At 55.2% G+C, this 20,267-nt stretch carries 17 protein-coding genes and 1 pseudogene; 11 read left to right on the top strand and 7 right to left on the bottom strand.

Translation table 11 applies throughout. The features are described 5' to 3' along the window. The first annotated feature begins 24 nt into the window (after positions 1-24). The 4 genes from FD34_RS01005 (at position 25) to FD34_RS00990 (ending at position 3,381) form a co-directional block, all read left to right on the top strand. Positions 25-1,881, top strand: a complete 1,857-nt coding sequence (locus FD34_RS01005; RefSeq protein ID WP_057805907.1) for a heavy metal translocating P-type ATPase — start codon at positions 25-27, stop codon at positions 1,879-1,881. 62 nt (positions 1,882-1,943) lie between these two features. Next, positions 1,944-2,171, top strand: a complete 228-nt coding sequence (locus tag FD34_RS01000; RefSeq protein WP_057805904.1) for a heavy-metal-associated domain-containing protein — start codon at positions 1,944-1,946, stop codon at positions 2,169-2,171. Positions 2,172-2,174: 3 nt separating this feature from the next. After that, positions 2,175-2,720: a hypothetical protein gene (locus FD34_RS00995; RefSeq protein WP_057805903.1), complete on the top strand. Its 546-nt coding sequence runs from the start codon at positions 2,175-2,177 to the stop codon at positions 2,718-2,720. A gap of 19 nt (positions 2,721-2,739) precedes the next feature. Next, complete coding sequence (locus FD34_RS00990; RefSeq protein ID WP_057805901.1) at positions 2,740-3,381, top strand: Crp/Fnr family transcriptional regulator; 642 nt, start codon at positions 2,740-2,742, stop codon at positions 3,379-3,381. Between the two features lie 129 nt (positions 3,382-3,510). Here the strand turns inward: FD34_RS00990 and FD34_RS08860 are convergent, their stop codons facing one another. From FD34_RS08860 to FD34_RS00980, 3 genes are all read right to left on the bottom strand, one after another. Next, positions 3,511-3,642, bottom strand: coding sequence for a hypothetical protein (locus FD34_RS08860; RefSeq protein WP_268872031.1), 132 nt, complete (start codon positions 3,640-3,642; stop codon positions 3,511-3,513). A 3-nt stretch (positions 3,643-3,645) separates the two neighbouring features. Beyond that, positions 3,646-4,437, bottom strand: a complete 792-nt coding sequence (locus FD34_RS00985; protein WP_235805948.1) for an MmcQ/YjbR family DNA-binding protein — start codon at positions 4,435-4,437, stop codon at positions 3,646-3,648. Positions 4,438-4,696: 259 nt separating this feature from the next. Continuing rightward, entirely contained in the window at positions 4,697-5,788 is a 1,092-nt protein-coding gene (locus FD34_RS00980) for an FRG domain-containing protein (protein WP_162255388.1), read from the bottom strand. A 161-nt stretch (positions 5,789-5,949) separates the two neighbouring features. On the opposite strand from FD34_RS00980, the gene FD34_RS00975 reads away from it, so the two are divergent. Beyond that, positions 5,950-6,939, top strand: a complete 990-nt coding sequence (locus FD34_RS00975; RefSeq protein ID WP_057805897.1) for a zinc-binding dehydrogenase — start codon at positions 5,950-5,952, stop codon at positions 6,937-6,939. Positions 6,940-6,950: 11 nt separating this feature from the next. Beyond that, positions 6,951-7,769: a MerR family transcriptional regulator gene (locus FD34_RS00970; protein WP_057805896.1), complete on the top strand. Its 819-nt coding sequence runs from the start codon at positions 6,951-6,953 to the stop codon at positions 7,767-7,769. A 46-nt stretch (positions 7,770-7,815) separates the two neighbouring features. On the opposite strand, the gene spx is transcribed toward FD34_RS00970, so the two are convergent. Then, the gene (gene spx, locus FD34_RS00965; protein WP_057805895.1) at positions 7,816-8,217 is read right to left on the bottom strand and encodes a transcriptional regulator Spx; all 402 of its coding nucleotides are present in this window, start codon (positions 8,215-8,217) and stop codon (positions 7,816-7,818) included. A 158-nt stretch (positions 8,218-8,375) separates the two neighbouring features. Between spx and FD34_RS00960 the strand changes: the two genes are divergently transcribed. The 4 genes and pseudogenes from FD34_RS00960 to FD34_RS00945 all read left to right on the top strand — a co-directional run bounded on the left by FD34_RS00960 (position 8,376) and on the right by FD34_RS00945 (position 14,945). Further along, entirely contained in the window at positions 8,376-9,719 is a 1,344-nt protein-coding gene (locus FD34_RS00960) for a replication-associated recombination protein A (RefSeq protein ID WP_057805894.1), read from the top strand. A gap of 78 nt (positions 9,720-9,797) precedes the next feature. After that, positions 9,798-10,805 (top strand): LacI family DNA-binding transcriptional regulator, encoded by a 1,008-nt coding sequence (locus FD34_RS00955; RefSeq protein WP_057805892.1) that lies wholly within the window; start codon positions 9,798-9,800, stop codon positions 10,803-10,805. A gap of 165 nt (positions 10,806-10,970) precedes the next feature. Next, positions 10,971-12,918, top strand: a pseudogene (locus tag FD34_RS00950) (sugar MFS transporter). 14 nt (positions 12,919-12,932) lie between these two features. Further along, entirely contained in the window at positions 12,933-14,945 is a 2,013-nt protein-coding gene (locus FD34_RS00945) for a beta-galactosidase (protein WP_057805890.1), read from the top strand. A gap of 142 nt (positions 14,946-15,087) precedes the next feature. Here FD34_RS00945 and FD34_RS00940 read toward each other — a convergent pair whose 3' ends face one another. Continuing rightward, positions 15,088-16,464: an NAD-dependent succinate-semialdehyde dehydrogenase gene (locus tag FD34_RS00940; protein ID WP_057805888.1), complete on the bottom strand. Its 1,377-nt coding sequence runs from the start codon at positions 16,462-16,464 to the stop codon at positions 15,088-15,090. 285 nt (positions 16,465-16,749) lie between these two features. Beyond that, a complete protein-coding gene (locus FD34_RS00935) occupies positions 16,750-18,162 on the bottom strand; it encodes a Na+/H+ antiporter NhaC family protein (protein WP_057805886.1) in 1,413 nt (470 codons plus the stop codon). Positions 18,163-18,623: 461 nt separating this feature from the next. Here FD34_RS00935 and FD34_RS00930 point away from each other — a divergent pair, with 461 nt between their 5' ends. Continuing rightward, on the top strand, positions 18,624-18,833 hold the full coding sequence (locus FD34_RS00930; RefSeq protein ID WP_057805884.1) for a hypothetical protein: 210 nt from the start codon (positions 18,624-18,626) through the stop codon (positions 18,831-18,833). Between the two features lie 115 nt (positions 18,834-18,948). On the opposite strand, the gene FD34_RS00925 is transcribed toward FD34_RS00930, so the two are convergent. After that, a complete protein-coding gene (locus tag FD34_RS00925; protein ID WP_057805882.1) occupies positions 18,949-19,710 on the bottom strand; it encodes an acetoin reductase in 762 nt (253 codons plus the stop codon). Positions 19,711-20,267 lie beyond the last annotated feature (557 nt).

Raw genomic sequence — 20,267 nt, 5'->3', positions numbered from 1 at the left:
TGAAGGTGAAGGAGGGGGAAACCCATGGTAAAGATCCAACAATTTTTAACGAAGCACCGCCAGGGCCTAGTCATCCTGATGACCATCCTGCTGGTCCTGGCCGAGGCCGCCCGCTGGCTGGGCCAGATGTCATTAGCATACCAGGTCATCATGGCCTTGACTGGGGTCATCGGACTCCTGCCGATCCTGCTCACGGCGATCTCAGCGCTTAGGGTCCGGCTGGTCTCGATTGACGTCCTGGTCAGCATTGCCGTGATCGGGGCGTTTGTCATCGGTGAGTACAACGAGGCGGCAATCGTCACCTGGCTGTTCATGCTCGGTGAGGTACTAGAAGACCTGACCCTGAAGAAGACCCGGTCGGCAGTCAAGCAGCTCACCGACCTGGCGCCCCAGACGGCCCTGGTGGTTGATGCGGACGGGAATACCCACCAGGAGGATGTTGACTTCCTGGATCCCGGTGCCCATGTCCTGATCAAGACCGGGGCTCAGGTGCCGGTTGATGGGACCGTTCTGACCGGGGATGCCCTGGCCAACGAGGCCAGCATCACCGGCGAGGCCCGCCTGGTCAAAAAGGAGGTCGGGGATAGCGTTTATGCCGGGACGATCCTGGAGAACGGCACCCTGACCGTTGAAACAACCGCGGCGGGGGATGACACCACCTTTGGTAAGATTATCGAACTGGTGGAGGAGGCCCAGGACTCGCAGACGAAGACCCAGCGCTTCATCGACCGCTTTGCCCAGTACTACACACCCTTCGTCTTGCTGGTGGCGGTGGTGGTTGGTCTGCTCACCCGCGACTTCCGGCTGGCGATCACGGTGATGGTCCTCGGCTGTCCGGGGGCCCTGGTGATCGGGGTACCAGCTTCAACCGTGGCGGGGATTGGTAACGGTGCCCGTCGCGGGATCCTCTTCAAAGGCTCCGACGTCATGGACCGCCTGCGTCAGGTTGACACGATCGCCTTTGATAAGACCGGGACCCTGACCCGGGGTAAGCCGACGGTCCAGACGCTCGTGGTACTGAAGGGCGACCGGCAGGCGATCATCGACCGGGCCGTGGCGATTGAGGGCCAGTCCGACCACCCGTTGGCGCGGTCAATTGCCGCCCTGCCGACCCAACAGCCGCTAACGGCAACCAAAGTTGAGACGGTTAAGGGGCAGGGCATCAGGGCCGAAGTTGACGGCCAGGAGTACCTGCTGGGCAACCGGGCCCTGGTCAACGCGGTTGTTGGGGACGATGCTGCGTTAACGCGGGCCGTGGCCCAGCTCGTGGCTGCCGGCGACTCCCTGGTGATCCTGGCCAGCGCCGACCACCAGGAGCTGGCGGTCTTTGGGATCAAGGACCAACTGCGGCCCCAGGCAGCCGTGGCCTTGCACCAGCTGAAGCAACTGGGGGTTAAACGGTTGGTAATGCTGACCGGAGATAACACGGGGACGGCCAAGGAGATTGCCGCCACCCTGCCGATTGATGAGGTTCACGCCGAAATGCTGCCCCAGGACAAGGCCCGCTTCGTTGCCGATGAGCGGGAAGGCGGGCACCGGGTCGCCTTTGTCGGGGACGGGATCAACGATAGTCCCGCCCTGGCGGCAGCTGACGTTGCCATCGCGATGGGCTCCGGAACGGACGTGGCGATGGACGTTGCGGACCTCGTCTTAGTGAAGTCGACCCTGGCTAGTCTGCTGACTGCCCGGCGCCTCGCGCGGCGGACGATTACCAACATGAACGAGAACATCGTCATTGCCCTTTTGACCGTCCTCCTACTGTTTATCGGCCTGTTTGCCGGTTACGTCGAGATGGCGTCGGGGATGCTGATCCACGAGCTCAGCATCCTAATCGTGATCCTGAATAGCATGCGGCTCATCAAATATTCACCGCAAAATTGACGACCATCAATTTTTTACGGTGACATGTTAGCTAGAATTAATTATGTAAGGAAGTGTTATTAATGGAAAAAGTAATGATGAAACTCGGCGGGCTGACCTGCCCGTCATGCTTGGCCAAGATTCAAAAGGGCGTCGAGGCGGTGGATGGTACCGCGGACGTCAAGGTGTTGTTTAACGCGGGTAAGGTCAAGTTTACCCTCGACCCGGCCGTCAGCTCACCGGAGACGGTTCAGGAAGGTATCGAGAAAATGGGCTATACGGTCCAGGGCACCAAGATGAAGGAGGTCTAGCCAATGACAAGCGTTGAACGATACGAACAGGAACTAAAGCAAAGCGACGTCGACCACCATACCCCGACTGCAGGGGCGATGACCTGCCACATCATCGCTAACCTGTTGATCCATTCCCTCAAGATTGGTCAGGCCAAGCTATTTGCCCAGGGGCCGGCCGCCCTCTTTTTGGCCCAGTATGGTAGCCAATGGGTCGGCCATGAACAGACCGTGTTTGCCGACCTCAACCGCCTGCTGGTCAATAACGGCGAGAGCATCCCCACGACCACGGACCAGTTTAAGCAATTCACGATGCTCGAGGAGGACGGGGCCAGCAAGTACGACCCGGGCGATGACCAGCTCTTCGGCCTCGTCAAGGATTTCGACACCCAGACCCTATTCATCACCAAAGCCATCGCCCTAGCTCAGCAGGCGTCCTGGCCAGAACTAGCAATGACCTTGGGTGAGTTGCTGGCGTGGATCAAGGAACAAATTGCCCTGGCCCAGCGCTTCTTGGGCCACGACCTGCGCACGGGGTTGTATACTGAAGAGGATGATGACGACTTTTAACGCGTAAGGAGGGAGCACAATGGCAGAGGAACTGTGCGTCCAGCTGGTACCGCTCTTTAACCAGCTCGACTTTGAACGTCAGCGGCAGGTGGAGCGACTGGTCCACCACCAGCACGTCCACCGGGGGACGATCGTCGCCAGCCCGGCCAACAACGATCGCTTGGTGATCGTCGAACGTGGTCAAGGACGGATGTACCAGCTGAGTGCGTCCGGTGATGAGCAAGTCCAGCGGACCCTGACCACCGGGGATTACGTCGGTGAGACCTGGTTGCTGGGTGCGGCGAACACCAGCAGCTATGTCGAGATGACGACGGACAGTGACATCTGTATCCTGGACCGGCCGGACTTTACCCGCCTAATCCAGGCTCAGCACGATCTTGCCCTAAAGCTCCTGGCCGGCCAGGCGGCGACGATCAGTCGGCTTCGGCAACAGACCCAGCTGTTAGGCTTGCCTAGTGTGGAGGAACGTTTGACCGCCTACCTGGACCAACTGATGGCCCAGCAGGGGAGCGCCACGGTGACCCTGCCGCTGAAGCTGAAGGACCTGGCAACCTACCTGGGGACGACCCCGGAGACCCTGTCCCGCCAGCTGACCAAGCTGACGCAGGCGGGGCGAATTAGCCGCCACCGACGGCAAGTGCGGGTGCTTAAATCCCTTTAAAATTAAATAATCCCTGGAATGTCGATGTGTTGGCACTCCAGGGATTATTTTAATTGGGAAAAAGCGTTAGAATTAGCACGCTTTTTAACGTTTTTCATATTTGGTATTGACGGAATTACCGATCTTTTGTTACTTCTCGAGTTCTCTGAGCAGGTCGGCCGGAACGTGGCGCGGCCCCTGGACGGAGGATACCCCGTGCTGTTTGATGTAGGCGAGGGTAAAGCGATCGTGGTTATACTCCTTCTCCAGCCGGAGCCGCATCACCTATTTGATCTTCAACGCCGCGCTCTGGTAGTCGTAGGGAATATCGGTTTCTACGACTCGGCAGCGGTAGATAATCGCCTTAACCGGGGCGGCGACATACATATAGGCGGTATCCCCGACCCGGATGCTGGTTGACTGCTTCCAGGTGATAGTGTCGTGGTCGACGAAGGCGTGCATGATGTCATAGTACTTGGGATTGGCGGGGACCAACCAGGCCCGAGGCTTAGTGAGTAGCGCCCGGCTGGATTGGACCAGCTGCTCGAGCTTTGCGTCGGCTATGGTATCGTCGAGGGTCACGCAGAGCCAGTTCTTCTCGCTGAGGTGGTAGGCGGGGTAAACGCCATCCTGGTCGAGCCAGGTCGCGCGTTGCGATGCTGGGCAACGGAGCTCAATGACCTCGACCTTGTCCGACTTACTAGTCGATTGTTTATCGGTTGGCCGGGCCCGGGGAATATTTATCACCAGCCCGTACCACTTCTGCGACCGGGGCTCGCGGAAGGCTGCGTAGTCCGGCAGGCGCTTGAAGAGAAATTCGGGCTGGTCGTGAAATGTCCGGGCGATCCAGGCGGCCAGCCGGTTGGCCTGGTCACCGTGGAAGGGGACCCTAACGAAGCATTGCGTGGCAACCTGGTGGAGGAGGTCCAGGTAAGCGGCCTCAACCTGGGCGGCGAAGGGACCGAAGTGGACGGCCCGCAGGGGGAGGTACTCCTCACCCGTGTTGTTATCGATGACGTTACCGCTGACCTGACCATCGAACTTGACACGGAGAATGGCGTGGAATTGGCCGTCCATGAAGTCTCGTTCGAGTTGATAATCGTGCTGGTGCCTGGTGACCCGACGGCGGGAAACTTGGCGAAGTCTGGCCGCTGCTTTTGAAAGGCTGCTTCTTCGATTGTCATGATGAGGACCTCCTTGAGCATTTTCTCAATTATAGACCGTACCGTTGGCAGCTGGCCAATGAATAGCGGCACCCGTGTAGGCCCCTAACTGAAAAAGCCACCGGATAAATCTGCGGGTTTATCCAGTGACTTTTTGCTTAGTTGCGTTGAATTTACAGGCCCAGGTACTTATCCTTGATCATCTCGGCCTTCTTGGCGTGATCCTCGGGGTAGATGAAGCTGTAATCGATCCCCAACTTGGCCAGCTCGGCCAGGATCGGCCGCTTGTAGCGAGCGGGGATGATGTACTTCTCCTTCTCATTCGGGTTCTCGCTGTTGTAGAGGCTGAGGATGTCGATCGCCAGCTGGGCCCGACGCTCGACCTCTGCATAGTCGATGTCAACGGCTTGGTCGTATTCGTCGCCGATGAAGGGGACGAAGAGGAAGAGCCCCTGCTGGTTCTCCATTCGGCGGCTCATCCGCTTGATCGTGACGATTTTGGGCACGATTAGCTCAAGCGGGTTCAGCTTGTTGGCAAAGCTGGGGATGTCGCGTTTGGCCTCCTCAAACAGGCGGAGGAAGGGCAGGGTCTGTAGGTCATGCTTGAACTCGGCGAAGTAGTCCGATTCCCCACTGTCGAAGTAGTTCAGGTAGTCGTCGCTCCAGAGGCGGTGCTGTTGGGCGATGTAGCTGTTGTCCAGCTGGTAGAATTTCTTGATCGTCTGGAAGAAGGAGCTCTTGTCGGCCATCGACTGGCGGGCCAGGGAGGATTCCAGCTGCATCTCGTTGGAGAAGGCGTTCTTCTTGAAGTAGTTATGGTTGGTTCGGCCGCTCTTGAACCGGTACTCGGCGATCAGGTTGTGCCAGCCGCGCTGGTTAAGCATCTTCGCCAGCTTGTCCGGGTTGGGCTGATCCTTGTAGACATAGACCTCGCCGTTGCCTTGACCACCCTTGACAGCAAAGAAGAGGGCGATCAGGGGGTTAGAGCTGACGTCCAGCAGCCGGGTCGGTAGGTGGTAGTGTTCCATCAGCGCCATCCGCTCGAAGTTGGTCCGGCACTTCTCGAAGAGCTGGGGATCAGCCATCAGGAAGTCGTTGAAGAGGTTATCCTCGTTGTCAAGCAGTTTCCGACTCCGAAAGATTGATGGCAGGGTGTTGGAGAAGGCGTCATCCTGCCCACGGAAGTAGTAGTTATGATCCTTGTTGTTGATGAGTTGTTCGATCTCCTCGATGTAGTTGGAGACCGTCTTGATGTTGTGAATCACCTGAACCAACCTGCCTTTTATAATAAAGTGAAGTGCGTTTTCTTCAATGGTAGCCCGCATTACCGGGGAAGGCAAGCGGGTGTCAATGCAAAATAGGGTTTGACTATGACGTTAGGTAACAGTCTATATTAAAGGTAAGCAAAGAAAAGAGGTCCTTATTAATGACAGAGAATAAGATGCAGGCGATTCGTCTAACCCAACCGTGTGCCGCGGCCGACCTGAAACCGACCCAGATTGACGTTCCCCAACTCAAACCCGGTTACGCCCTGGTGAAGGTCAGGGCCTTCGGGGTCAACGAGTCCGAGGTCACGAGCCGGAAGGGTGAATCCTCACCCGACTTCCAGTTTCCCCGGATCCTCGGCATCGAGGGCGTTGGCGTCATCGATCAGGTTAATGCCAACTCGTCCTTTAAGCCGGGTCAGCAGGTAGCCACGATGATGGGCGGCATGGGCCGGGCCATCGATGGTTCCTATGCCGAATACATGCTGGTCAAGGAGGAGAATCTGATCCCGTTTGAAAGTGACCTGGACTGGTCGATTCTCAGGGCCCTGCCGGAGATGCTTCAGACGGCCTATGGTTCGATCAGTCAAGGCCTCCACGTGCAGTCAGGGGACTTATTCCTGGTTTGGGGCGGTAGCTCGACAGTTGGCCTGATGGCATCCGTTTTGGCTCGCCATATGGGCGTCAAGGTGATTGCCACCACGAGAAACGCGGCCAAGCTGACCACGATGAAGGAGTTGGGGATCGACTACCCGGTCTTAGACGATCAGGATTTCGTGTCCCGGGTGCAGAAAATCGCTCCGAACAAGGTCGATAAGGCCCTGGAGCTGGTCGGCTTCTCGACCCTCTTTCAGGACATGGGACTGGTCAAGGACGGCGGCCTGACCTGCTTCACCGGCGCCCTTGGTGGCCAGTGGACGCTCGACAACTTCTCCCCATTCATGATCCCAACTGGGGTCTATTTGACCAGTTATGCCGGGGAAGCAAAGGACTTGCCAGCCGAGTACTTCAGTCACGTGCTAAACATGATTGAGGAACATAAGCTGACCGTGCCGATCGCCAAGGTTTACAATGGCCTCGGTGAAGTCGGCCAGGCCCAGGCTAACCTGGAGTCCGGCAAGTTCAGCGGCAAGCACGTGGTGATTCTGTAAAGGAGGGCGTCATGCCAGATGAACAACTGATGACCATTTCCAAGTTTGCCCAGGCGGTGGGGACGACCCGGCGGACCCTGCTCTTCTATGACCAGCAAGGGGTCTTTAAACCTGCCAAGACGACAGCCAACGGCTACCGCTACTACAGCTATGACCAGATCTACCGGATGAACTTCATCCTGAGCCTGCGCAGCCTTGGTCTGTCGATCGAAGAAATCAAGAACTACCTTAGTGATAACGACTCACAGACCCTGAACAAGGAACTCGGTGCCCTCAAGCAGAAGGTCCAATCCCAGATTGCCAACCTCCAACAGGTCCTGGAAGTGCTCAATCAGAAGGAAGAAAATAACACCCAGCTTCGCGACGTTGACTTTTATACGGTCAAGCGCTGCTACCTGCCGGCCCGGGAGTTCTGGTGTTCCGACTTTGAGGTTGACTGTTCGGAGAGGGAGATCGCCCAGGCCTACAGTGACTTCTATCAGCGGCTCGGCGCCGGGGTGATGGTCAACAAGCGCCTGTCCGGCTTCCTGACCGCCCTGCCCCAGGCCCAAGCTGGTCGCTACGCCGATTCCGGTTTCCGGATCATCAAGGAGCGCGACCGGACGGCAGCGACTGGGGTACCGATGATCGCCCAGCCGGCGGGTGATTACGTGATTACCAAGGCGGCCAACACCGGTGAGGGGATCGAACGGGGTCTTGCCGCTATTCGCCAGTGGGCAACGCAGCATGGCTTGACTCTGGGGGATGACCTCTGGCAGTTCAATCTCGGCGTTGACGTTACCAGGCTGGGCCTTACTGAAAACAGCATCCTCGCCTACCAGAGCAAATAAAAATAACCCTTGGCATCGTGTGATGGAATGCTAAGGGTTTTATTTTTTAGGCGGCGGACCGCCGCAGGGCCTTGATCAGCTCTAGCCGCCGAATCTTGCGGGGGAGGAACTGGCGGATGTCGTCGACGTTGTAGCCGATTTGCAGGCGCCGCTCGTCGATGATCAGGGGCCGACGAAGAAGGCCGGGGTAGTCCCTAATCAGGTCATAGAGCTGCCGCAAGGAGAGGTCATCGTCTAGGAGAGGCTTGAGCTGACGGTAGGCCTTGGAACGGGTGGAGATGATGTCGGTAGTGCCGTTCTCGGTCCGGGCCAGGATTTCCTTGAAGGCCGTATAGGACAGCGGCGCGGTGAAGACGTTCTGCTCGATGAAGGGAAGCTGGTACTTGCGCAGCCAGGCCTTGGCCTTACGCGAGGAATTGCTGTTGTGTGAGGTGTAGATAGTGATCATTTCGGGTGCTCCTTTCCGTTTTGTAGTGTCCTTAGGATAAACTAGGACGTAACGTTACAGTCAAGCCCCGTTGACGATTTCCAGGGAGCTTATGCCCACCGTCCGCTCGGGTCTTAGGGTATAATTGAATGGCAATTTGTCCGAAAGGAGGACGCACGATGTCCGAGGAAATCTCATTATTCAATGCTGGTGACCAGCCCGGCGGCCACTTCAAACAGCCGCTGGCGGACCGGATGCGGCCACAAAATTTGGCCGAGATGGTTGGCCAGGAGCACCTGCTGGCCCCCGGCAAACCGCTCCGCCAGATCATCGATCAGCATATCCCGATCCCGTTAATTCTGTGGGGGCCACCGGGAACCGGGAAGACGACTCTCGCCCACGTGGTTGCCAACGAGCTCCACTACCCCTTTGAACAGTTCAACGCCAGCATCGAGAACAAGGGCCAGCTGACCAAACTGATCGGCCGCCACCCCGCGAAGTCGTTCGTCCTCCTGCTCGACGAAATTCACCGTCTGACCAAGCCAATCCAGGACTACCTGCTTCCCTACCTGGAGAACGGTCACGTCCTCCTGGTGGGGGCGACGACAGAGAACCCGATCATGTCCCTGGTGCCCGCCGTCCGGTCCCGCTGCCAGATCTTCGAGTTTCACCCACTGCAGACGGCCGATATCCAGCGGATGGTGGTCCGGGCCGCCCGGCAGGTCTTCGATTACCAGATCCCGGACCCGATTGCCCACATGATCGCCAATACCGGGAACGGGGATGTCCGCACGGCTCTGAACGTCCTCGACACCCTGTATGCGATGTACCAGCAGGGCCTGACGATTGACCAGGTGAAGGCCTTCTCTCGCCAGCAGCACCTTGCCTACGATAAGGATGCCACCCAGCACTACGACTACCTGTCGGCCTGGCGGGATTCGGTCGAGGGCTCCGACGCTGATGCGGCCCTCTACTACCTGGCGGTTCTGCTGGAGGCGGGGGACCTGGAGTCGGTCGTCCGCAGCCTGAAGGACATGAGCGCCCTCGACCTCGGTCTGGCGGATCCCGCCCGGGCAGCGCAGGTGATCACCCTAGCCAACGCGGCTCAGGAGATCGGCCTGCCCCGGGCGGCGACCCACGTGGCGATGGCGACGATGCTCCTGGCGATCAGTCCCCGTTCCGATTCGGTGATGCAGGCCTACCGGCGGGCTGCCAAGGACGCTAAGCACGCCAGCCAGCACCCGATGCCGACTTACCTGCGGGATGCCCACTATAAGGGTGCCGACAAGTTACGCGGGGCCGGAGTGATGGAGAACATGTTTGAGGAGCCCAAGAAGGTGGCCAAACAGCCCTACCTCCCGGCTGACCTGGTGGGGCGTCACTACTATGAGCCGGCGCCAAATCAGAACGAGCAGCAGCTTTATTACCAGTATCAGAAGCTGTTTGAATATATTTACCAGCAGAAGTTTAAGCCCAACCCCAACAGTAGTCACTTCGACCACTTCAATCCCTACCAGGAGTAACTGCGACAATGTGATAGAATGGTAAATAGTAGTAATGATGAGTTAACCAAAATTTACGGATACGGAAAGGGATGCGGTATGGCAACGATCAAGGAAATTGCGGCAAAATCAGGGTTCTCCTCAGCGACGGTCTCCCGTCTGCTAAACAACGACCCCAACCTGTCGATTGCTCCAGCCACGCGCAAGCGGATCATGACGGTGGCCAACGAACTGGGCTACTGGAACGACCACCGCAAACAGGATGCCATCCGGCCGATGATCGCCCTCCTCTACCGGGTTGATAGTAAGGAGCAGCTTCAGGATGAGTACTTCTCCTCATTGAAAGATGAGCTCCTGAAGGTGATCAGTGCGGCGGGGCTCCAGGTTCAGGTCTTCGAACACATCACCGACCTGGTCGCTAAGGCTGATGACTTCCAGGGCTTCATCGGGGTGGGGCCCCACCGATTGACCCGCCAGAAGCTGATGACCTTGCATGATGCCCTGCCCAACGGTGTCTTTGTCGACATCAACCCGGCCCCGGAACTTTTTGATTCCGTCCGGCCCAACCTGACCCTGGCGATCCGCGATGCCATCCAGCGTCTGATTACGGCCAGTGCCCACCGGATTGGCTTCATCGGTGGGGTGGGGCTCAACTTCGACCGCGTCCAGCAGCCCGACATCAGGGAGACGGTCTTTCGGGAGTTTACCAGCATCAATCCTGGGGTTGTCGAGGCGCCGATGTTTGTTGGCGGCCCCTTTAACATTGAGAACGGTTATGCCCTAGGCAAACAAGCAGTTGAGGAGTGCGGCGACCAGCTACCGGACGCCTTCATCGTGGCCTCCGACACCCTGAGTGTTGGTGTGCTCCAGGCCTTCAACGAGGCGGGGGTCATTGTACCCCGGGATACCGCGGTGATCAGCGTTAACAACAGTGAGGTCGCCCGCTACGTTTCACCGCCCCTGTCCTCTTATAACATCAACCAGGAGACCCTGGGGCGGATGGCAATCAAACTACTCCAGGACCTGATCGTCCACCCATCCCGACCCCACGTGCACCTGACCGTCAACACCAACCTGGTGATCCGCAAGAGTTTCGTAACCGAATAATAAAAAAGTGTGGCAGCGTCATGGCACCACACTTTTTTATTATCCCATTGTAAATTATTTATTAGGTTTAATAAACTATTTACTAAATTATCGTAAAGAATTATACTAAAAGCTGTAAACGGTTACACGATTTTTAGCAATGACAGCTTTAGGAGGTTTGGCTTTATGGCACAGGGTCATAAATTAACGGCCAAGCAGTGGATCTCACGAGCATCCTTCTGCTTTGGAAATGTTGGGCACTCGGCATTCTACGGGGTAATGAGCACTTACTTCATTATCTTCGTCACCGGGGGCATGTTTAATGGTTTGAAAACGTCGGTTGCCGATAAGCTAATCGGCCTGATCACCGGACTGATTGTCGCGGTCCGGATCCTTGAGTTGGTCATCGACCCGCTTCTGGGAAACATCGTCGACAACACCAAGACCCGGTGGGGAAAGTTCAAGCCCTGGATCATGATTGGAAACATTGTCAGTGTCGTATTATTGCTGATCTTGTTCACCGGAATCTTCGGCCTGGCCAAGGTCAATTGGGTCCTCTTCGCGATCCTGTTCGTGATCATCTTCGTCCTCTTCGATGTCTTCTACTCCTTCTCCGACGTTTCCTACTGGGGGCATGGTCCCAGCACTGAGCGAGGATTCTGCGGAGCGGGGTGTCTATACCTCGCTTGGGGCCTTTGCCGGAACGATCGGTTGGAACGGGCTGACGATCATCGTGGTTCCCGTCGTCACCTTCTTCACCTACCTGGCCACGGGTCAGCACAAGGAAGGGCCGATCGGTTGGTTTGCCTTTGCAGCGATCGTCTCCATCGTTGCCCTGCTGAGTGCGCTGGCGGTTTGCCTGGGTACCAAGGAAAAGCACAATATCATTCGGAACTCCGTCCAGGATAAGACGACCATCCGGGAAGTCTTCTCCGCCATCTTCCATAATGACCAGATCCTTTGGCCAAGCCTGGCATACCTGCTCTACTCATGCGCGTACGTCATCACGAATGGGGTTCTCTTCTACCTCTACAAGTTCGTCATCGGTAAGCCGGGCGAATTCTGGATTGTTGGGGTCATCGCCACGATCATCGGCTTCTGCACCAGTCCGCTCTTCCCAGTCTTGAACAAGTTCATCCCGCGGAAATGGTTGTTCACGGGGGGCCAGGTTTCAATGGCATTGGCCTATGTGATCTTCATCTTCTTCCGGTCCAACGTCTTCATGATGGACCTCGGTCTGGTGCTCTTTAACATCAACTTCGCCCAGTTGGTCACGGTACTGACCCTGACCGACGCGATCGAATACGGTCAACTGAAGAACGGACAGCGGAACGAAGCCGTTGTCCTGGCGGTACGGCCAATGATCGATAAGCTGACCGGGGCCATCTCCAATGGACTGGTCGGCTACATCGCCATCGCGGCCGGAATGACCGGGACGGCAACCGCGGCCGACATGACGGCCCACGATATTCGGACCTTCGATAGCATGGCCTTCTACATTCCACTGGCCTTTGCCGTCCTGGCGATCATCGTCTTCCTAACGAAGGTTACCCTGAGTGAAAAGAAGCATGCCGAAGTGGTTGAAAAGCTGAAGGACCAGTTGGCGGCGGGCCATGACAATGTCGTTACCGGAGCGACTATTAGTACGGCAAACGCTGCTACCGGTGTTGCAACCAAAGCGACGACGATCTATGCCCCCGTTGATGGTAAACTGGTTGAGATGAAGAATATCGTTGACCAGGACGGCAAAGGCTTCCCGGGTAAGGGTTTTGCCATCCAGCCAACCAGTAACCACATCTACGCCCCGTTTGACGGCCAGGTCTGCTTCACCTTCGGCACCCGGCACGCCTTCGGGATCGTTTCCAAAGACGGCTTGGAGCTCCTGGTCCACATCGGGGTCGGCACCGTCAATATGCGTGGTGAGGGCTTTGTCAGTCACTACAACGACGGCCAGGTAGTCAAGAAGGGGGAAATGCTCTTCGACTTCGATCGGCAGCTGATCAAGGAGTCCGGCTACCAGGATACGGTGGTCAACTTCTTCACCCAGCCACACCGGGTCACTGACGTTTCACCGATCGCCTATGGCAGTACTGTCAAGCATGGCGACCTGGTCACCACAGTTAAGTTCAAGTAGAAAGGTCAATTAATATGGAAAAGAAAGCACTACCCCGCTTCCTCTATGGCGGGGACTATAATCCAGAACAGTGGCCGGCCGATACCTGGCCCCGGGATATTCAGGTATTTAAGCAGGCCGATATCAACTCGGCGACGGTCAACGTCTTCTCCTGGGCACTGTTAGAACCCCAGGAGGGCCAGTACGACTTCAGTAAGCTGGACCAGATTGTTGATGAATTAGCAGCCGCCGATTTTGACATCGTGATGGCGACGTCCACGGCCGCCATGCCGGCGTGGATGTTCAAAAAGTACCCCGGGGTCGCCCGGGTTGACTACCAGGGCCGGCGCCATGTCTTCGGTCAGCGGCACAACTTCTGCCCGACCAGTCCAGACTACCAGCGACTCGCCAGCGACTTGGTCACCCGGCTGGCCAAACGCTACGGGGACAATCCCCGCATCGTTGCCTGGCACGTCAACAACGAGTACGGCGGCAACTGCTACTGTGACCACTGCGCCGCGGCCTTCCGCCAGTGGCTACGGGCCCGTTACCAGACTCTGGATAAGCTGAATGCGGCCTGGAACATGAATGTCTGGAGCCACACCATCCACGATTGGGACGAGATTGTGGTACCAAACGAGCTTGGTGACGCCTGGGGACCCGAGGGCACGGAGACGATCGTGGCCGGCCTGTCGATCGACTACCTGCGTTTCCAGTCCGACGCGATGCTCGACCTCTTCAAGATGGAGAAGGGGATTATCGAGCAGTTCGCCCCAGATGTGCCAGTGACGACTAACTTCCACAGCCTGCCGAATAAGATGGTTGACTACCAGAAGTGGGCCAAGGCGCAGGACATTATCTCCTACGATAGCTACCCGGCCTACAGCATGCCAACCTATCATCCGGTCTTTCTCTACGACCTGATGCGGACGCTGAAACACCAGCCGTTCATGCTGATGGAGTCGACTCCGGCCCAGGTTAACTGGCAACCATACAGCCCCCTCAAGCGGCCCGGTCAGATGCGGGCAACCGAACTACAGGCGGTGGCCCACGGGGCTGACACCGTCCAGTTCTTCCAGCTGAAGCAGGCTGTCGGCGGGTCGGAAAAGTTCCACAGTGCGGTGATTGCCCATTCCGGGCGCACCGATACCCGGGCGTTTAAGGAAGTGGCCCGGCTGGGGCATGACCTGAAGAAGGTCGGCCCAACCATCAAGGACGCCAACATCCACGCCAAGGTGGGGATCGTCTTCGACTGGAGTAACTTCTGGTCCCTTGAATACGTCGACGGGATTACCCAGGACCTCCAGTATGTGCCGATCATCCTGGACTACTACCGCCAGTTCTGCGAGCGCAACATCCCGACTGACGTAATCAGTGTCGACGACGATTTTAGCCAGTACGACCTGGTGGTGGCCCCGGTCCTCTACATGGTTAAGCCCGGCTTAGGTGAAAAAATCAACCGCTACGTTGAGGAGGGTGGCCACTTTCTGACCAGTTTCATGTCGGGGATGGTCAACTCTTCTGACAATGTCTACCTGGGCGGCTACCCCGGTCCCCTAGAGGATGTCACCGGCGTCTGGGTCGAGGAGAGCGACGCCGTGGTACCGGGGCACCGGACCACGGTCCGCATCAATGACCACGAGTACGACGCCCACCTGATCTGCGACCAGATCCACCTGACGGGTGCCCAGGCCGTGGCGACCTATGCCAACGAGTTTTACGTGGGCACCCCGGCGGCCACCGAGAACCAGTACGGCCGGGGGATGGCCTGGTATGTCGGCAGCCGACTTGACCACGGCGGCCTCTGGCAGATCATCGACCGGGTGGTTAAGGCCAGCGGGGTCAAGTCCCTGGTGGACGAGGCGACCGCTCTGGAGATCACCGCACGAACGACCACTGATGGCCACTGCCTGTATTTCGTGCTGAACATGAGTAACGACCAGCACGCCCTGCCGATGAAGTTCCGGGGCTACCGCGACCTGTTGACCGGCCAGGTGGCCAAGCCAACCATGGCCGGCTGGGACGTTGAGATCCTGACCCGACCGTGAGATCTTTGGACCAGCGGCGAATTTCATAAGCCTTGATATAACAAACGTAACTGATCCCCAATTCGTCCTGGCTTAGGATCTTGGAAATGGTCCTCAACGTCAAAAGCGTCTCACCACTTCAAATCGCGGAGAGACGCTTTTTTTATTGCCGTGGCTCGTAGATCAGATGCTCATTGACAAATTCATTGAAACCGAGATTGCTCAGTTCACGTCCATACCCGGAGTTTTTAATACCGCCAAATGGCAGTTCAGGCAGTGATGCCCAACCGGAGTTGATCCATGACATTCCACTCTCAATCTGGGCAGCTACCCGTTCAGCATGGGCTAAGTCGCTACTGAAGATGGTGTTGCCAAGGCCATAGCTGGAATTATTGGCCAGTTCGATGGCTTCTTGATCATTGTTAACCTTATAAACGGATGCAACCGGTCCAAACATCTCGGTGTCGAAGATCGGATTGTCTGGGGTAATGTCGGTTAAGATGGTGGGCATAAAGAACTGTCCCGTCAGGTTATCGACCGGCTGATTGCCGTAGTAAACTTTAGCACCGTTTGCAACGGCCAGGGTAACCTGAGACTGGAGCTTTTCTTTAGCCCGCTTAGAGTTCATTGGAGCCAAGGTGGTTGAACGGTCGAGTGGATCTCCCATTTTGACGTTGGCAAAGTGTTCTTTTAGCATTTTTAGGAAACGGTCGTAGAACTTGGCATTGACGATGAAGCGTTTGGAAGAAGTGCATACTTGACCGGCATTATATAGGCGGGCGGCGGGGGCCACCTTCACGAGCTGATCCCAGTTGGCATCGTCGAGAACAATGAAGGCGTCGTTGCCCCCCAGTTCCATTGTATTTTTCTTCAGGTTCTTGCCAGCCTCAGTAGCTACGGAAGCCCCACCACGTTCAGAACCGGTTAGGCAGGCCCCAACAACGCGGTTATCGGCGATTGCTTTCCCAACCTGATCGTAGCTGAGAAAGAGATTGGTAAGACTACCAGCCGGTGCTCCTGCCTCCATTACTAGATCTGCAAAGGCTTGGGCTGAGGATGGACAGTTAGAAGCGTCCTTAAGGATTATTGGATTACCAACGATGAAGTTGGGAATGAAGATTCGGGCAATTTGGTAGAATGGGAAATTCCACGGCTCGACAGCTACTAGGACTCCGAGTGCCTGTTTCAAAACTTTGGCCCGGCCAGACGTAGTTGCGATCACTGTAGGTTGAAGAAATTTATCGGCATGGGCGACGTAGTAGTCACAGAAAGAGGCACAAAGATCAACCTCGCCCTCGGCTTCTCCAATTAGCTTTCCCATTTCCTTAGTCATAATTGTAGCCAAGGCTGTCCTACGTTCACGGAGAAGTGCCCCGAAACGGAGAATAACCTGTTTGCGTTTAGCTAAACAATCTTTTTTTCGCCATTCCTGATAAAGAGCGTGGGCGTTAGTCAAGGTTTCCTCAAGCTCAGCGTCGCTAGTATTAGCGAATGTTTTTAAAATTTCATTAGTATATGGATTAATGGTTTGATAAGCCATAGGATTACCTCCTAATTGATTGAGTATAATTTACGGAATTGACTTCATTTTATAGTAGTTAACTAGACCAATTCAATAGGGAAACCTTAAAATCTAATAGTCAATTTAAGATTGAAAGGTGCATTTTATAACAATATCACCGGTTAATCCGATGATAAACGTTAACAATTGGATACACTTAGGAAAGGCTTATTGCTCAATTAATTCACCTATACCAATTTGTGAAGATGAAAATATAACGATGTGAAAACAGAGCTTTCTATCATCCGCAACAATTATATTTATTTAAGCAGTACGACTGGCAGCTACCTTCTTCGGCACCTTCAGGAACATCCCGGTGATCACCGCGAGAATGGTGACCAAGAACGGGAAGAAGGTCCAGGGGATGAACTTCAGCGGGTTGATCTGTAGGGCACCGGCGATGAAGACCCCGGAGACACTCCATGGGACAATGGCGTTGACCGCGGCCCCGGCATCATTTAGGATCCGGGTGAGGAACTTGCGCTTGAGCCCCAGTTGGTCAAAGGACTTGAGGAAGGATTGACCGGGCAGGATGATGGCGAGGTAGTGTTCACCAACGATCAGGTTGACCCCAACACAGGTGATGGCGGTCGCCAGGGTGAGCCGGCCCGGCGTCTGGATGGCGCTGGAAAGGTGGTCAATGATGGCACCGATGATGTTGAACTTGATTAGCAGGCCACCCAGGGCGAGGGCGAAGACGATTAGGGCCAGGGAAGTCAGCATACTGGAAATCCCACCCTTAGAGAGGAGGGTGTCGATTGTCTTGTCACCGGTGTGGGAGACAAAGCCCATCATGATCGTCTTAGTGATCGTGCTGATGCTGGTGGCCGGGGCGTGGATCCAGCCGAGCAGGGCGGCGAAGAGGGAGCCCAGACCCAGGGACGGAATGGCCGGTACCTGCAGGATGGCCAGGATGACCAGGAGTAGGACGGGTAGGAGGGCCCAGCCGGAGATCCAGAAGCCGCTGGCCAGGCCGTGCATCATCTGGTGGACGGCACCGAGGCTGACGCTCTTGGAGTTCAGGCCGAGGACGGTGTAGAGGACGACACAGATGGCCCAGGCGGGGATGTCGGTGATCGTCAGGGCCTTGATGTGCTCGTAGATGCTGATCTTACCGACGCTGGCGGCCAGGTTGGTGGTTCCGGACAGTGGTGAGATATTGGATCCGCAGAAGGCTCCGGAGACGATCACCCCGGCGGTCAGGCCCGGGTTGATCTTCAGGGTCGCGCCAATCCCGATGAAGGCGATCCCCATGGTGGAGACAGTGGTGAAGGAGCTCCCGCAGGCCACCCCGACCAGGGTGCAGACGATGAAGACGGTCGGTAGGAAGAACTTCACGGAGATGATCTCAAAACCGAAGTACATGATCGTCGGAATTGTTCCAGAGAAGATCCAGGTGGCGATCAGCACCCCGATGGAGAGGAAGATGATCAGCGGGTCGACCCCGGCACGCAGCCCGCTCCGCATCCCGTCCATGACGGTATCCCAGGAGAACCCGCGCAGTCGCCCGTAGATAGCCAGCAGGGTGAAGGCAATGAACAGTGGGGCTTGTGGTTCCTGCTGGCGGACGATGATCAGGTAGCCCAGAATACATAAGATAACGGTTAGGATAATCAGACTTTCACCAAAGCCGAGGGTGGGGTCGGCGGCCTGGCGGTGTTTCTTGAAGAGATTCATTTTCAATTTCCCCCTTTATTTTTCAATAAAAAAACCAGCTAGATAGTTGAGACATTGCTCAATTTAGCTGGTGGCCGCGTAAGCGAATGGTATAATTCTGCCGATTGCTAGATTGAAGACACCTAGCATTGGCATATTAAACACAACCCTGCTTAGGTGCGAACGTCCCTGCCCGCACCTAGTGTGCAGACATTAATTACGATAAGCAGCGTTGTAATAATACTTGGTCGTGTTTAATACAGGTTGAATCATTACCATCCGATCCTTTCGATATTTGTTGCCATTATTAAAACATTCTCATTTTACTTTGTCAATTCCTAATTTGAAATTAATTTGGTAGTGCTGATAATTGGCTTCCCCTGGGGCGCGTTGATTTGTGCGCTTGGCAATAAAGAAAATTATAAAAAAGCGTGCAGGGCCCAGAAAAGGGACTATAATAGACGGTGAAAGGAAGCATAATCATGGAAATTAATGAAGATGCTCTTAAGAACTTCCAAAACTCGAAGTTTGATTTTGTTGATGCTAAGGATAATGATGTTGACTTCAGTGACCTGTCTGATGACGTCACGTACACGCTGCGGGACGGCGAGACCGTTGTTGAGGATGACATGAAGGCCAAGGATGTTGTTGACACGATCAACAATGAGTATGGCAAGACCATGAATGTCTGATTTAATGACTGAATATGCTAACTTCACTAATCTTCCCAGACGTTAATTGGGAAGATTTTTCAGTTTAAACGATAGCGGGCTGGGGCACAGATGCCTCAACCCGTTATTTCATTTATTATTCGAACTGCATTCCACCGTCGCAGAGAATCGTCTGGCCGGTGATGTAGTCAGCCTTGTCGCTAGCCAGGAACTCGACCACCTTGGCGACGTCGTCCGGATCGGACAGCTTGTCGAGAGCGATCAGGGATTCATAGTCGCTCATCTTCAGGCCCTGGTCGTCAGCAATCTTTCTCATCATCGGTGTGTCGACGATCCCCGGGGCATAAGCATTGACCGTGATTCCCTGCTTAGCCAGGTCCCGGGCCGCTACCTGAGTGAGACCACGGACCGCAAACTTGGTGCTGGAGTAGAGTAGTTCGTTCTTGTTGCCACGGACCCCAGCCTGCGAGGTGGCGTTGATAATTTTACCGACGACTTCCTTGCCTTGGCGTGGCTTCTTCTCGAACTGCTCAAGGGCTGCCTGGATTCCCCACATGTCACCGGCGACGTTGACATGCATGACCTGGTCAAACATCTCCGGGGTAACGTCCTTAATCCGGGTGACGGGGCCCAGACCAGCATTGTTGACGAGAACATCGAAGCCGCCAAAGTGGTTCGCTGTCTGTTGAACGGCTGAGAACATTTGGGCCCGGTTGGCAACATTGACGGTGACCGCCAGTGCATTACCGCCAGCATCCTTGATTTCGTTGGCAACTCGTTGGGAGTTATCGCCGTTCAGGTCGGCAACACTCATAGCGAAGCCTGCCTTAGCGAGTCGCTTGGCAATTGTTTCCCCGATCCCTTGTCCAGCACCAGTAACCATTGCAACCTTAGGCATAATAATAGCTTCCTTTCCTATATATAGACAATTAACGTTTCCAATGTTTATTTTATCCTGAGCTCATGGTTATGTAAACGATTTCTCCGCTAGGAAGAGGAATTGACTATTGCAATTTAGTTACAAAGCGACTATAGTATTTAACTGTTGTGTTTCAGAAACACGACAAAGTTAGCTAGACCAAAGTTAGCTTTCACAAGCCGTCAAGGAATGAAACTTGACAGATGGTTTCAATAACTATATGAAAAAGATTTCATACTTTATGCTTGATAAAGTTGGCTGAGGATAGTATAATATGTATTGCTGTTGAGGCAGGCACATTAGTTTTAATTTTGATAATTGAAATTAATAGTTGACTTCTTAATGGTAATCAGCTATTATAAATAAGCTAGCTTGTACGAGTTGATTGCAATTTTTAACTAAGAAAAGTTAATAAAAACTGTTGACTCGATGCTAACTAGATGATATAATAATTTTGCTAAGTAAGCACTGACTGCTTAGCGTGGTAGACCTTTGAAAACTGAACAAAGTTTTTGACGAACTAAATGTGTAGGGTC

This window comes from Limosilactobacillus pontis DSM 8475 (assembly GCF_001435345.1).
Taxonomy (GTDB): Bacteria; Bacillota; Bacilli; order Lactobacillales; family Lactobacillaceae; genus Limosilactobacillus; species Limosilactobacillus pontis.
The sequence above is the reverse complement of the archived record's forward strand: the minus strand, read 5'-3'. Positions and strand labels throughout refer to the sequence as shown.

Bases quoted from the DNA above. Each gene is read 5' to 3' on its own strand.
- FD34_RS01005 (WP_057805907.1), top strand. From the start codon at position 25: ATGGTAAAGATCCAACAATTTTTAACGAAGCACCGCCAGGGCCTAGTC.
- FD34_RS01000 (WP_057805904.1), top strand. From the start codon at position 1,944: ATGGAAAAAGTAATGATGAAACTCGGCGGGCTGACCTGCCCGTCATGC.
- FD34_RS00995 (WP_057805903.1), top strand. From the start codon at position 2,175: ATGACAAGCGTTGAACGATACGAACAGGAACTAAAGCAAAGCGACGTC.
- FD34_RS00990 (WP_057805901.1), top strand. From the start codon at position 2,740: ATGGCAGAGGAACTGTGCGTCCAGCTGGTACCGCTCTTTAACCAGCTC.
- FD34_RS08860 (WP_268872031.1), bottom strand. From the start codon at position 3,642: ATGCGGCTCCGGCTGGAGAAGGAGTATAACCACGATCGCTTTACCCTC.
- FD34_RS00985 (WP_235805948.1), bottom strand. From the start codon at position 4,437: ATGGACGGCCAATTCCACGCCATTCTCCGTGTCAAGTTCGATGGTCAG.
- FD34_RS00975 (WP_057805897.1), top strand. From the start codon at position 5,950: ATGACAGAGAATAAGATGCAGGCGATTCGTCTAACCCAACCGTGTGCC.
- FD34_RS00970 (WP_057805896.1), top strand. From the start codon at position 6,951: ATGCCAGATGAACAACTGATGACCATTTCCAAGTTTGCCCAGGCGGTG.
- spx (WP_057805895.1), bottom strand. From the start codon at position 8,217: ATGATCACTATCTACACCTCACACAACAGCAATTCCTCGCGTAAGGCC.
- FD34_RS00960 (WP_057805894.1), top strand. From the start codon at position 8,376: ATGTCCGAGGAAATCTCATTATTCAATGCTGGTGACCAGCCCGGCGGC.
- FD34_RS00955 (WP_057805892.1), top strand. From the start codon at position 9,798: ATGGCAACGATCAAGGAAATTGCGGCAAAATCAGGGTTCTCCTCAGCG.
- FD34_RS00945 (WP_057805890.1), top strand. From the start codon at position 12,933: ATGGAAAAGAAAGCACTACCCCGCTTCCTCTATGGCGGGGACTATAAT.
- FD34_RS00940 (WP_057805888.1), bottom strand. From the start codon at position 16,464: ATGGCTTATCAAACCATTAATCCATATACTAATGAAATTTTAAAAACA.
- FD34_RS00935 (WP_057805886.1), bottom strand. From the start codon at position 18,162: ATGAATCTCTTCAAGAAACACCGCCAGGCCGCCGACCCCACCCTCGGC.
- FD34_RS00930 (WP_057805884.1), top strand. From the start codon at position 18,624: ATGGAAATTAATGAAGATGCTCTTAAGAACTTCCAAAACTCGAAGTTT.
- FD34_RS00925 (WP_057805882.1), bottom strand. From the start codon at position 19,710: ATGCCTAAGGTTGCAATGGTTACTGGTGCTGGACAAGGGATCGGGGAA.